Source organism: Nonomuraea rhizosphaerae, from assembly GCF_019396405.1.
In the GTDB taxonomy this organism is placed as follows: Bacteria; Actinomycetota; Actinomycetes; order Streptosporangiales; family Streptosporangiaceae; genus Nonomuraea; species Nonomuraea rhizosphaerae.
This window is the reverse complement of record NZ_JAHKRL010000185.1, coordinates 14,543-27,309: the sequence shown is the minus strand read 5'-3', so window position 1 is coordinate 27,309 and position 12,767 is coordinate 14,543. Positions and strand designations below refer to the sequence as shown.

The window sequence follows — 12,767 nt, the reverse complement described above, 5'->3', positions numbered from 1 at the left end:
GGTCCGGGTCGAGCCGACGGCCCCGGGACGCCGGCGGCGCGCCGCGAACCGGCGCCGGGCCGTTCTGATGGGCGGCGCGGCGACCGCGGCGCTGGGCGTGGCGGGAGCGGTGGTGCTCTGGCTGAACATCGGCACCGCGCCCCACGGCCCCGTCACGGAGAAGCCGTCGCCGACCGGCTCCACGTCCTCCTCCCCTCCGCCCGCGGCCGTGAAGCCGTTCCGCGTCCAGCCCAAGACCTGCCCGCTGCTGAGCGACGCGCAGGCCCGCCTGGTGCTCGGCGGCACGGCCGAACGCCAGTTCCTCGGCAGCATGCGCTGCCAGTGGTCGACCCCCGGCGGCGCGAACGTCATGCTCACCACCTACCGCGTCCCCACGGTCAAGGGCTGCGAGGCCAACTACGACAGCATGGTGCTCCACGCGAAGGACGAGAAGGAGCGCTACCCGAGGACCAAGCTCCGCTCCGTCGGCACGTCCAAGTACCGGACGTACGCCTACACGCGCGGCGCCCCCGAGATACGGGCCGGCTTCCACCGGTCCCATGTGACGTTCTGCATGACGAACCTCCTGGTGACCGTGGACTACTGGGGGCCGCGGGCCGGGTACACCGTCGTGGACCGCACTTCCGTGTACGCCGTCCGCAAGCTGGAGACCAAGCGGTGACCAGCCGCAGGCCGCTCAAGGAACCCCTGATCCATCGGCAGCGACGGGAACAGGACCTCGAACGGTCATTCACCGGACATCAAGAGGCCATCATCGCCGCACGACCACTTGGCATCAGCTTTTGCGGCGCTGCTTTGCCGCCAATGGCCGGGGCGGCCGGGCGGACATTGTCCCCGGCCGTCGGCGGAGAATTCACACCCCGCGGCGCCCGGCCTTCTTGCCCGCGCCGAAAAGCAGGACGATCGCGGCCACTCCCAGGCCCACGACCGCCACGTCCGCGGCCAGCGTGAGGACGGGCAGCGACATGAACAGGTCCGCCGCCTTGAACAGCACGGAGAAGATCAGGATGATCGCGGCGATGACCCGTACGGCGGTGCCGCCGCGCAGCGCCAGCCAGGCGAGGAGGATCAGCACGAGCGACCAGAAGATCGTGCTGTAGGCCAGCCCCGAGTAGATCGTCTGGAGCCCCTCGAACCGCTCGGAGTGGACGTCGACCTCGGCCGCGCTGATGGGATCCGCCCCCGCGCCCTGGTTCGCGGCGACCTGCTGCCTGATCGCGTCCGTGCCGAGGACGAGGATGCCGGCGGCGCCGATCAGGTTGAACACGGCGGCGGTGATGGCCGTGTACACCGCCCGCGGGAGCTTCGGCGAGCGTCGGGGCGCTCCGGCGACGTACGGATCGCCGGGAGAGGCGGAAGCTTGGCGTTCGTACATGGACATGGCGAATCCCTTCTCCGAATGATGGTGAATTCGACGGCGCGATGATCGGCGACCTTTACACCGGACGCTCCGCCGCCGCTATTACGTGGCGCATTCCGAATATCTTCGAGAGGTATAGCAGAATTTCCCGGCCGCTCGATCGAGTTGGAGCGTTGCACGGCCACCGACGCATCGATGAAAGCAATATGAAACAGATATTCATCAATAAATGTCACGCGTCGGCTTGCAATCCGTGTCAGACGGTGCGGCGAGCCCGCCGATCCCCTCGCCGCCGCGCGACCGTCGACCGGTTGACACGTTGATCGGCGGCTGCCTAGCATGCCGCTATGCGGCAAGATATGCCGCATAGCGGCAAACGCTCACCGACCTTGGGGACGAGCAGTGACAGTTGACGATGAACCGGACGAGGCGGGCGGGCGACGCAGCCATGTCCAGTCGATCGAGCGGGCGATCTTCGTGCTGGAGTGCTTCACCGACGAGGAGCCGGTGCTGGGCGTGGCCGAGCTGTCCCGCCGGGTCGGGCTGTCCACCAGCATCGTCTTCCGCGTGGCGCAGACGTTGTGCGCGCACGGGTTCCTGGAGCGCGCCCCCGACTCCGACGGCTACCGCATCGGCCTGCGCGCCTTCCAGGTGGGCATGCGGTACCGGCTGCACAACACGCTGGAGCGGGCCGCCGGGCGGCCGATGCGCGAGCTGGCCGACAAGTTCGGCTACAACGTCTATCTCGGCGTCCTCGACGGCGACGACGTCGTCTACATGAGCACGGTGAACGGGCACGGCCCGATCCAGGTGCGGGTCACCGTGGGGTCCCGGCTGCCGGCGCACACCACCGCCATCGGCAAGGTGCTGCTGGCCGCGCTGCCGGACGGGCCGCGACGGCGGGCGCGCGGCCCGCTGTCGTCGCTGACGCCGGACACCGTCACCGACCCGGACGTGCTGGCCGGGCAGCTACGGGAGGCACGGACCCGCGGGTACGCCCTGAACAGGGGCGAGGCGCTGCGGGGGGTGTCCTCCGTGGCGGCGCCGGTCACCGACCACACCGGCCGCACCGTCGCCGCGGTCAGCAACGGGTTCGCCAGCCACTTGGTGAGCGAGGCCGAGTTCCCCGAGATCATCGACGCCGTCGTCGGCTGCGCGTCCGCGATCTCACGACGGCTCGGCCGGGACGACGGGCCGGACACGGAGGGAGAACCCCTCGGCCGGGACGACGGGCCGGACACGGAGGAAGGGCCTCTCGGCCGGGGCGACGGGCGAGGGGAGCGCCGGTGACCGCGCCGAGCCTGCTGCACGCGTCCCGCGCCGACGACCTCATGCGGGCCCACGACCTCGACGCGCTCGTGGCCACCTCCGCCGAGAACGTCACCTACGCCAGCGAGTTCTGGTCGCTGTCGCAGTGGCTGCGGCGGCGCCCGCAGGTCTACGTCGTCCTGCCCCGCGACCGGATCGCCGAGGCCGTGCTGATCGCGCCCACCAACGCCCTCGACCTGCTCGCCTCCACCGAGCCGACCTGGATCTCCGACATCCGCAGGTACGGCGCCTCCAACTTCGCCCACTCCCCCGCCCCGGACTCGCCGGCCCACGCCGAGCACGCCAGGGTCTCGACGCTGCTGGCCCTGCCGCAGCAGGCCGGCCCCGCCACCGCCCTGGCCGCGGCCCTGCGTGACAAGGGCCTGGACGAGGGCAGGATCGGGATCGACGAGAGCGGCATGTCCCCGGCGTGCCTGGAGGAGCTACGGCAACAATTACCGAAGGCCGCGATCGTCCCCGCCGACCTCCATTTCCGGACGATCCGCGCGGTGAAGACGCCGGCGGAGATCGACCGCCTGCGCCGCGCCGCGCAGATCACCGAACGGGCCGTCGAGGCCTGCTTCGCCGAGGCGCGCGCGGGAGTCTCCGAACGCGAACTCGCGACGATCTTCCTGAACTCGCTCATCCGGCAGGACGCCCGGCCCGCGCTGACCGTGCTCGGCGGCGGTCCCCGCTCCGCGCTGCCCGCCGCCCAGCCGGGTGAGCGCCGGCTGAGCCCCGGTGACGTGCTGCGCCTGGACGCGGGCTGCTACTACCGCAACTACCGCTCCGACATCTCACGCTGCGCCGTGCTCGGCACGCCCTCCGACCGTCTGCGGACCGCCTACGGGGCCATCCTGGCCGGTCAGCAGGCCGGGATCGAGGCCATCCGGCCGGGCGTCCGCGCCGACGAGGTCTTCGCCGCCGCGATGAGGGCCGCGCGCGCCGGCGGGCTGCCCGGCTACCACCGCACCCACGTCGGTCACGGCATCGGCATCGAGGGGTACGACGTCCCGAACCTCGCCGAGGGCGACCGGACGGTCCTGGAGGAGGGCATGGTGCTGTGCGTCGAGACCCCGTACTACGAGCTCGGCTGGGCTGGGATCCAGGTGGAGGACACGGTGGTGGTCCGCGCCCACGGCGCCGAGACCCTGATGCGCACGCCCCGCCACCTCAGGGTGCTCGGCTGACACCGCGCGACGACTGACACCCCGCGACGACCGATACCGCGCGACGACGGAACGGAGGGCAGGAGCCCGGTGAACAGCGCGTACCTGAACATGCTCGCCTGCATGCGCTGCGAGCGGACGGTGGCGGAGGAGGACGCGTTCGACGGCTGCCCCCGGTGTGCGGCGCAGGGCGTACCCGTCAACGTGCTGCCGCTCTACGACCTGGGCCGGGTGGCCGGCGTCGCGCCGGCGCCGGGGGCGGCGGGGCTGTTCGGGCACGCCGCGCTGCTGCCCGTCGATCCCGCCCGGCGGCCGGTCAGCCTCGGCGAGGGCGACACCCCCTTGGTCCGGCAGTGGAGGCTCGGCGAGCGGATCGGCCTGCCGCGGCTGTACGTCAAGAACGAGTCGGCGAACCCGACCTGGTCCTACAAGGACCGGCTGGCGGCGGTCGCGGTGACGCGGGCCCAGCAGGCGGGCGCGGACACGGTGGTCGTCTCCACCTCGGGCAACCACGGCGCCGCGGTGGCGGCCTACGCGGCGGCCGCCGGCCTGCGCTGCGTCGCGCTGACCACGACCTCCGTACCCGAGGTGATGAGGACGCTGATGCAGAGCTACGGGGCCGACGTGGTGGCGCTCCCCGACAGCGGCGCGCGCTGGACCCTGATGCGGCAGGCGGTACGCGAGCACGGCTGGACCCCGATGTCCAACCATCACGCCCCGCCGATCGGCTCCAACCCCTTCGGCGTCGACGGCTACAAGACGATCGCCTACGAGATCGCGCGTGACCTCGGCCGGGCCCCCGACGTGGTCGTGGTGCCGGCGGCGTACGGCGACGGCCTGACCGGGATCACCAGGGGGTTCGCCGACCTGCTCGGCCTGGGCGTGATCACCGCGCTGCCCCGCATGGTGGCGGTGGAGCCGCTCGGCAGCTACGCCGACGCCCTGCGCAGACGGCTCGCGACCCCCGGGCGGATGCCCGCCGGGCCGAGCCTGGCCTTCTCCACCGCCTCGCCGCAGGGCACCTACCAGGGGCTGGAGAGCATCCGGCGGACCGGCGGGACGGCGATCGCGGTCGCCGACGGCGAGACCCTCGAAGCCGTCAACACGCTCGCCCGCCACGAGGGCCTGTACATGGAGGCCGCGGCGGCGACCGGCATCACCGCCCTGGCCGGGCTGGTCCGGGACGGCGTCGTGGGCCGGGACGAGACCGCCGTGCTGATCATGACCTCGACCGGGCTGAAGAACGCCCCGGCGGCCACGGCCGCGCTGCCCGCAGTCCCGATCATCGAGCCGGACCTGGGCTCGCTCGACCGCGCCCTGCGCGCGGGACGCGGCGCCGGCTCCCCGTCCCACGGAGGATCCCGATGAAACACGCATTACCCACCATCCTCGCCACACGCGTCCGTTCGGCCGTTGCCACGCTGGTGGCGGTCCTGGACCTGGCCGCGTGCGGGGCTCAGGGCTCCGGCGGCGGCGGGCAGGAGTACCCCACGGGCCAGATCACCCTGATCGTCCCCTTCGCGGCCGGCGGCACCGCCACCACCACGGCCCGCGCGCTGGCCCCGTACTTCGAGCGCGAGCTCGGCCGGCAGGTGATCGTGAAGAACGTCCCCGGCGGCTCCGGCGCGGTCGGGATGAACGAGCTGGTCAACGCCAAGCCGGACGGCCACACGCTCATCGTGGCCAGCAACAGCACCGCGGTGCTCAACCCGCTGGTCAACAACGTCGGCTACACCAAGGACAGCTACACGCCGGTGGGCCTGTTCGCCCGCGTCCCGCACCTGCTGACCGTCCCTGCCGGCTCGCCGTACAAGTCGGCCGCCGACCTGCTGGAGGCGGCCAGGCAGCGGCCGGGCAAGATCACGATCGGCACGTCCGGCGCGACCACGGTCCAGTCCATCGAGCTCAAGGCGCTGGCCAAGGCGCTGAACGTCGATCTGAAGATCGTGCCGTTCGACGGCGGCGCCGGCGCCCTGACGGCTCTGCTCGGCGGCAACGTCGACGCGACGCTCAGCAACGAGGACGAGACGCTGCCGCAGATCGAGGCGGGCAAGCTGGCGGCCGTGGCGGTCACCGGCGGCGCCCGCTCCGCCTTCGTGCCGAACGTCCCCACCCTGGAGGAACAGGGCATCTCCGCGCCCGGCGCCGACTCCTACGTCAGCTTCTACGGCCTGGCCGCGCCTCTGAAGACGCCTCCCGCGACCGTCAGCCGCCTGGAGCGGACGCTGCGCGGGGCGCTGTCGGACAAGGCGATCGGCGACGGCTTCACCCGCATCAAGATCAAGCCCGAGTTCCAGCCGGCCACGGCGTTCAGGACGCTGATCGACAAGTCCGACGGCATCTACCGGCCCATCACCTCGGGGCATCAGTGACCGGCCAGGAACCGCGTACGGACGATCCCGCGGCCTCCAGGGACGGGCGGCGGGCGGGCGGCGTGGTGACCCTGGTCCTGGCCGCGGCCGGCGCCGTGCTCGCGTCGCGGCTGCCGCTGGGCACGCTCACCGACCCCGGCCCGGGACTGTGGCCGCTGGCCGTCGCCCTGGCCACCGCGCTCGCCTCCCTGGCGGTGATCGTCACCGACGTCCCGGACGACTACGAGGGCCTCGCGGGCGGCGGGCGGCGGATCGCCGTCGCCGTCGCGGCCGTGGCGGTCCTCGTCGTCCTGTTCACGACGGCGGGGTTCATCCTGTCGGGGCTGGCCTGCTTCGTCTTCTGGCTGCGCTTCCTCGGCCGGGAGTCCTGGCGGCTCACCGCGATCGTGTCGGCCGGCGGGGTCGGCGTCCTGTACGTCCTGTTCGCGCTCGTCCTGCGGGTCCCGCTGCCGCCCGACCTGGTCGCCGGGCTCTGGGAGGCGTGAGGTGAGTCTCGACTCCGTCCTGCTGGGCTTCGAGGTCGCCCTGCAGCCCGTCAACCTGGTGTACGTCTTCGTCGGCGTGTTCATCGGCACCGTCATCGGCGTGCTGCCCGGCCTCGGCCCGACCGCCACCATCGCCCTGCTGCTGCCGCTGACGTACACGATGGACCCCGCCACGGCGGTGATCATGCTGGCCGGCATCTACTACGGCTCCATGTACGGCGGCACCATCACCTCCGTCCTGCTGCAACTGCCCGGCGAGGCCGCCAGCGTGGTCACGACCATCGACGGCCACCAGATGGCGTTGCAGGGGCGGGCCGGCCCGGCCCTGGGCATCGCCGCGATCGGCTCCTTCATCGGCGGGACCGTCTCGATCATCGGCCTGATGGCGTTCGCGCCGCTGCTGTCGGACGTCGCCCTGTCGTTCGGCCCGCCCGAGTACACCGCGCTGACGCTCCTCGGCCTCCTGCTCGTGACCTACCTGGGCACCAGGTCGACCGCCAAGAGCCTGGTCTCCGCCGGCTTCGGCCTCTTCCTGGCCTCGGTCGGCCAGGACCCGGTGAGCGGCACGACCCGCTTCACCTTCGACAGCATCGCCCTGACGGGCGGGCTGGAGTTCGTCGCCGTCGTCATGGGCCTGTTCGGCATCGGCGAGATCCTGCACGACCTCGAACGCGCCGGCGGGGCCACCATGACGAGCACCCGCGTCGGCCGGCTCTGGCCCACCGTGCGCGACTGGGCGCAGGCCCGGGGCGCGATCATGCGCGGCTCGGTGGTCGGGTTCGCCCTGGGGGTGATCCCCGGCGGTGGCGGGCTCATCTCCTCCCTGGCCTCGTACGCCATCGAGAAGCGGCGGGCGAGGCAGCCGGAGAGGTTCGGCAAGGGCGCCATCGAGGGCGTGGCCGGGCCCGAGACCGCCAACAACGCGGCGGCCACCTCCACCTTCATCCCGCTGCTCACGCTCGGCATCCCGTCCAACGTCGTCGTGGCGCTGCTGTTCGGCGCGCTGCTCATCCAGGGCATCACGCCGGGGCCGCAGCTGATCACCACCCATCCGGAGATCTTCTGGGGTGTCATCGCGTCCATGTTCGTCGGCAACCTGATGCTGCTCCTGCTGAACATCCCGCTGATCGGGGTGTTCGTGCAGATCCTGCGGCTGCGCGCGAGCGTGCTCGGCGCGATCACCGTGGTGGTGTCGGTCCTCGGCGTCTACAGCGTCAACAACAACCCCTTCGACATGTGGGTCGTCCTCGGGTCGGCGGTGGCGGGCTACCTGATGCGCAAGACCGGCTTCCCGCCCGGCCCGCTGGTGCTGGCCTTCATCCTGGGACCGATCATGGAGCGTTCGTTCCGCCAGTCGCTGATCATGTCGGACGGGCACCTGTCGATCTTCGCCACCCGCCCCACCAGCGCCGCGATCCTGGCCCTCGCCGTCGTGCTGCTGGGCTGGTCGACGCTGAAGGGCGCGCGGAAGCCGTGGCAGCGGCTACGGGCCCCGGCCGGCGGGTGATGCGGTGGCGTGTCAGGGCAGGAGTTCGACGTACCCGCCGGCCCCGTGGACGCGGATCCGCTGCCCGTCCCGGATCAGCCGGGTGGCCTGATCCACGCCCACGACGGCCGGCAGCCCGTACTCCCGGGCGATCACCGCGCCGTGCGTCATCAGTCCGCCCACCTCGGTCACCAGGCCCGAGATCGCGACGAACACCGGCGACCAGCTGGGGTCGGTGCAGGCCGTGACCAGGATGTCGCCCGCCTCCAGGTCGGCCCGCGCCATGTCCAGGATGACGCGGGCCCGCCCCTCGACGGTCCCGGCGGAGACCGGCAGGCCGGCCAGGGCTCCGGCGGGCACGTCGTCGCGCCGGTACGCGCCGCTGAAGACCTCGCCGTCCGAGGTGAGCACCCGGGGCGGCGTGAGCGCCTGGTACGACCGGAACTCCTCCTTGCGCCGCTGGACGAGCTGGTCATCGGCCCTGTTCGAGCGGACGACGTCGTGCAGCTCCTGGAACGTGAGGTAGTACACGTCCTCCTTCTCGGCCAGCACTCCGGCCTGGACGAGGCGCTCGGCCTCCGCCAGCACGGCCTGCTTGTAGATGAAATAGCGGCTGATGATGTCGTACTTCGGGTATTCCCGGTAGCCGATGAAGGTCCGTACCCGGTCGATCATCCGCTTGGTCTCCCCGGCCTTCCGCTCCCCGTCCGGCAGGGCCCGCAGGCGGGCCAGCACGTCCTGTTCCTTCCTGGCCGCCTCCTGCCGCCCGTGCTCGAAGCGCCGGCCGGCGGCGCCCGGCTCGAAGTTCCTGACGTGGTCGAGGATCAGGGGCACCAGCGTGGCGGGACGCTCGCTCCAGCGCGGCCTCGTGATGTCGATCTCGCCGGCGCAGCGCATGCCGTACCGGTCGAGGTAGGCCGTGATCGCCGCACGGGCCTCGGGCCCGCCCGCCAGCTCCGGCAGGGCGTCCAGGAAGTCCTCGTCCTCGACCCCGCGCAGGAACGCCACCACTTCCGGGTGGGGGCGGATCACGTCCGCGACGTCGAGCAGCGCCAGCCCCATCTCCGACGTGACGTTGCCGGGGGCGGACAGGGTGAGCGTGTCGGCCGCGTTCCTCTCGCCCAGCCACTCCCCCAGGTGGTCGTTGAGCCACCACGTGGCCTCCATCCCCGCCATGATCGCCCGCATGCTCAGCGGGTCGCCGAGGACTCGCTTGTGCTCCTGGAAGGCCTCCAGCAGGAAGTCGAACAGCGCCGGCCCGGTCCTCGTCCGGATGTCGCGCCGCAGCGCGGCGATGGACGCCTCGCTGCGCTCGACCAGCTCGGCGACGACGGCCGGGTCCGTCTCGATCGAGCCGGACGCGCGGACGGCCGGCGGTCCGCCGGGCGCCTCGTCCGGCGGCGACGGGACGAGGTCGCCGCGGTCGAGGACGGCCTCCAGCGCGTCCCTCATCAGCGGGTCGGACCTGCCCGCCATCTCCAGGAAGGCCGCTCGGCGGGCGGACGGGACCAGGTGCCGGGTGGCGTCGACGAACAGCCTGCCGCCCGCGTCGAGCATCGGCGCCATGGCCGTCAGCTTCCAGAAGGAGAGCCCCAGGGGCCTCATGGCGTCGGTCATCATCTGCTGGTGGCCGACGGAGACGTAGACGTGCTTCTCCTGGTCGCCGGCCGCCGGAACGGGGAACAGCGTGGTGATCGGCCGGCTCTGCACGATCTGGAAGTCGTCGCCGGTCAGGCACCATTCGATGTCCTGCGGGCGGCCGAAGTGCGCCTCGATCAGCCGTCCGAGCCGCACCAGCCGTACGGCCTGCTCGTCCGTCAGCGCCGGCTCCTGCTGCCGCCGCGGGTCGATCTCCACCTCCCGCGTCCCGCCGTCCGGCAGGGGGTGGACGGCGCGCTTCTTGGCGGCGACCGTCCTGGCGACGACCTCGCCGTCCCGCACCGTGAACACGTCCGGGTTCACCAGCCCGGAGACCAGGGCCTCGCCGAGGCCGAACCCGGCGTCCACGGTGGCGGCCCGCCGGTCCCCGGTGACGGGGTCGGCCGTGAACAGGACGCCGGCCACCTCCGGGAAGACCATCCGCTGCACGACCACCGCCATGTGGACGGTCCGGTGGTCGATCCCGTTCCGCTGCCGGTAGGCCACGGCCCGCTCGGTGAACAGCGAGGCCCAGCACCGGCTGACGTGCTCAAGGATCGCCGCCGGCCCCATCACGTTCAGGTACGTGTCCTGCTGGCCGGCGAAGGAGGCCGTCGGCAGGTCCTCGGCCGTCGCGCTCGACCGTACGGCGCAGGCGGCCCGCTCGCCGAGCCGGGCGAGGGCGCCGGTGATCGCCTCCGCGACGTCGCCGGGGACGGTGATCGCTTCGACGGTCCGCCGGATCGCCGCGCTGAGCGTGCGGACCGCCTCCCGGTCGTCCGGGTCCAGGCGCGCCAATCGGTCGAGCTGACCGCCGATCTCCCCCGATTCCGACAAGGCCCGCCTGAAGGCGTCCGTCGTCACGCAGAAGCCGGGCGGCACGTCGACGCCTTCGATCCGCGACAGGCCGCCCAGGTGCGCCCCCTTGCCGCCGACGACCGCGACCTGCCTCTCGTCGACCTCGTCGAGGCCCAGTACGTACTGCCCGGTCATCACGACACCTCCGCGTTTCCTGCTCTCCCACGCCCCGGCCGACGATTCTGCGGTACTACCCGGATCTTGCGGCAAGCCCCCTGCCGCGCTATAGGTTGAGAGAGAGGGAAGGCATCCGCGGCGCGGTCCGACCGGGCAGCGCGCCGGCCTCACCGGCCTCACCGGCCTCGCCGGTGAGTCTAAGATCCCTCTTTATGATCATTCGCTTATCCGTGGGGACGGCCACGGCACTGGCCCTGCTGTCCGCACCGGCGCTCGCCGAGCCGGTGAAGGGCGCCCCCGAGCTGACCCACAACGCCCTCTACAAGGCGGCCCGCCTGCCCTCGGTCGCCTGCAAGCTGAGCAAGGGCACCAGCGGCGCCTCGACCAGGAAGTACATCACCAAGCTGGTCGGCTGCCTCAACAAGGCGTGGAAGCCGGCCATCAAGGACTTCGTCCCGGTCCCGGTGGTATTCAAGGACGCCGGCGACAAGCAGTCCTGCTCCACCGGCCTGGAGGTGCGCGGCTCCTTCGCCGAGATCTGCGCCAAGGACATCCGCGTCCGGCTGGCCGACGACTGGATCAGGGCCAGGAGCGACCTGGCCGTGTTCACCTCCATCACCCGGACGTGGGGCGGGGTGGTCAGCGGGCAGACCGGCATCGGGCAGGCGTGGTGGGCGATGGAGAACGGCGCGTCCGAGTCCGTCATGAACGAGCAGAACCGCCGCTACTACCTGCAGCTCGACTGCTTCCTGGGCGTGTCCGCCAAGGCTGTGGGGCGTCAGGTCAAGGACTGGAGGCCGGTCGTCAAGGTGCCGGAGTTCTGGAAGAACAGGTTCCACGGCAAGCCCGGCAACCGCCTCTACTGGCTGGACAAGGGGTACAGGGCGGGCAAGCCCGGCGCCTGCAACACCTGGACGGCCAGTTCCTCCAAGGTCGCCTGAGCAGGCCTTGATCCCCGCGGCAGGCGGACGCTCTGCACTCACTCGCCATGATGCGATCAGCTGATCGTCTGGGTCCTGTCTCCCTGCTGCTGGCGCTGCTCGCCGTCGTGATCGGCGGCGGCGTGCTGAAGCCGGCGGCCACGGCCTTCTTCTCCGCGTGACGTCCTGGAGCGCCTGAACGAACGGGCGGCGGACCGCCTCGGCTCATCCGGCCGGGTCCGTGGCGGGGCCGCGCTGCGCCGGCAGCTCGCCGATGGCGATCTCCCCGTTCGACGCGTACGTGACCATCCGCGGCGAGAGGGCGCTGTCGACGATCACCGCCACGCGACCCGGCGTGAGGCGGTCGACGCTGTCGACGCGGGCGCTCGGCACGAGCACCTCTCCCTCGCGAATCGACGTTCCTTCGGCGGCGTGAACGACCTGCACCCGGGAGCCGGAGGTGAGCCCGGCGGGAAATTGTCCCGGCTTGAGCAGCAGGCCGACACGCGCTTTACCGGGCAGGTGTTCACTCGCGGCCGGAACGGTCATGGCCCGGGTGAGCAATGTGCCGGGAAGCAGGGAAACGCTGGTGACCTCTCCCGCCAGGCGTTCACGTTCGGACCAGGCGACAAAATCGCCTGCCGGGGCGGCGATCTCGGCTTTCCTGAATGCCGTGACCGGCAGCGGCCGGCCCGCTTCCAGCCGGTGGGCGAGGCTGATCACCTCCACGCGCTCACCGGCCCGGACCGCCAGGACGGCCGTCGCGGCGACACCGGCCAGCACGAGCAGCAGAGCGACCACGACGAGGAAAGGGCGTCTCGTACGGACGGTGCCGGGCATCTGACGAGAGGCCGCGGCGGTCAAAGGTTCCGCGCTCGGCCGCGCCGCTTCTTCAGGCCGTTGATTGTCGTTCACGGGACCAAAGCGTGCCCGATAACCCAATGCCTCGACCAGGCAAAAGGAAAAGCATCCTGAATGTCAGGGATCGTAGCGGGATAAAGTTACTCAAGCGCATGACGTCGCTATATCGGCCACAAAAAGGAAAAGCGGAATG

11 protein-coding genes are annotated in these 12,767 nt (G+C 71.6%); 8 read left to right on the top strand and 3 right to left on the bottom strand.

What is annotated here, in order from left to right; genetic code table 11:
- Nucleotides 1-661, top strand: a 661-nt coding sequence (locus KME77_RS09175) for a hypothetical protein (RefSeq protein WP_219463938.1), incomplete at its 5' end; no start/stop codon positions are given.
- A gap of 192 nt (nt 662-853) precedes the next feature.
- Here the strand turns inward: KME77_RS09175 and KME77_RS09170 are convergent.
- The gene (locus KME77_RS09170; protein WP_219463936.1) at nt 854-1,381 is read right to left on the bottom strand and encodes a hypothetical protein; all 528 of its coding nucleotides are present in this window, start codon (nt 1,379-1,381) and stop codon (nt 854-856) included.
- Between the two features lie 381 nt (nt 1,382-1,762).
- Between KME77_RS09170 and KME77_RS09165 the strand changes: the two genes are divergently transcribed.
- The 6 genes from KME77_RS09165 to KME77_RS09140 all read left to right on the top strand — a co-directional run bounded on the left by KME77_RS09165 (nt 1,763) and on the right by KME77_RS09140 (nt 8,201).
- Nucleotides 1,763-2,650 (top strand): IclR family transcriptional regulator, encoded by an 888-nt coding sequence (locus KME77_RS09165; RefSeq protein ID WP_219463934.1) that lies wholly within the window; start codon nt 1,763-1,765, stop codon nt 2,648-2,650.
- Nucleotides 2,647-3,858: a M24 family metallopeptidase gene (locus tag KME77_RS09160; RefSeq protein WP_219463932.1), complete on the top strand. Its 1,212-nt coding sequence runs from the start codon at nt 2,647-2,649 to the stop codon at nt 3,856-3,858. Before KME77_RS09165 ends, KME77_RS09160 begins: the two co-directional genes overlap by 4 nt.
- Before the next feature lie 69 nt (nt 3,859-3,927).
- Nucleotides 3,928-5,205, top strand: coding sequence for a threonine synthase (locus tag KME77_RS09155; protein ID WP_219463930.1), 1,278 nt, complete (start codon nt 3,928-3,930; stop codon nt 5,203-5,205).
- Entirely contained in the window at nt 5,202-6,209 is a 1,008-nt protein-coding gene (locus KME77_RS09150) for a tripartite tricarboxylate transporter substrate binding protein (RefSeq protein ID WP_219463929.1), read from the top strand. The genes KME77_RS09155 and KME77_RS09150 overlap by 4 nt, the downstream gene beginning before the upstream one ends.
- Complete coding sequence (locus tag KME77_RS09145) at nt 6,206-6,694, top strand: tripartite tricarboxylate transporter TctB family protein (RefSeq protein ID WP_219463927.1); 489 nt, start codon at nt 6,206-6,208, stop codon at nt 6,692-6,694. Before KME77_RS09150 ends, KME77_RS09145 begins: the two co-directional genes overlap by 4 nt.
- A 1-nt stretch (nt 6,695) precedes the next feature.
- Nucleotides 6,696-8,201: a tripartite tricarboxylate transporter permease gene (locus tag KME77_RS09140; protein WP_219463926.1), complete on the top strand. Its 1,506-nt coding sequence runs from the start codon at nt 6,696-6,698 to the stop codon at nt 8,199-8,201.
- Nucleotides 8,202-8,213: 12 nt separating this feature from the next.
- Here the strand turns inward: KME77_RS09140 and rph are convergent, their stop codons facing one another.
- On the bottom strand, nt 8,214-10,811 hold the full coding sequence (gene rph, locus KME77_RS09135; RefSeq protein WP_219463925.1) for a rifamycin-inactivating phosphotransferase: 2,598 nt from the start codon (nt 10,809-10,811) through the stop codon (nt 8,214-8,216).
- A gap of 194 nt (nt 10,812-11,005) precedes the next feature.
- Here rph and KME77_RS09130 point away from each other — a divergent pair, with 194 nt between their 5' ends.
- Nucleotides 11,006-11,734 (top strand): neutral zinc metallopeptidase, encoded by a 729-nt coding sequence (locus KME77_RS09130; protein WP_219463924.1) that lies wholly within the window; start codon nt 11,006-11,008, stop codon nt 11,732-11,734.
- Between the two features lie 204 nt (nt 11,735-11,938).
- On the opposite strand, the gene KME77_RS09125 is transcribed toward KME77_RS09130, so the two are convergent.
- Nucleotides 11,939-12,496, bottom strand: coding sequence for a hypothetical protein (locus tag KME77_RS09125; protein WP_219463923.1), 558 nt, complete (start codon nt 12,494-12,496; stop codon nt 11,939-11,941).
- Between the last annotated feature and the right edge of the window lie 271 nt (nt 12,497-12,767).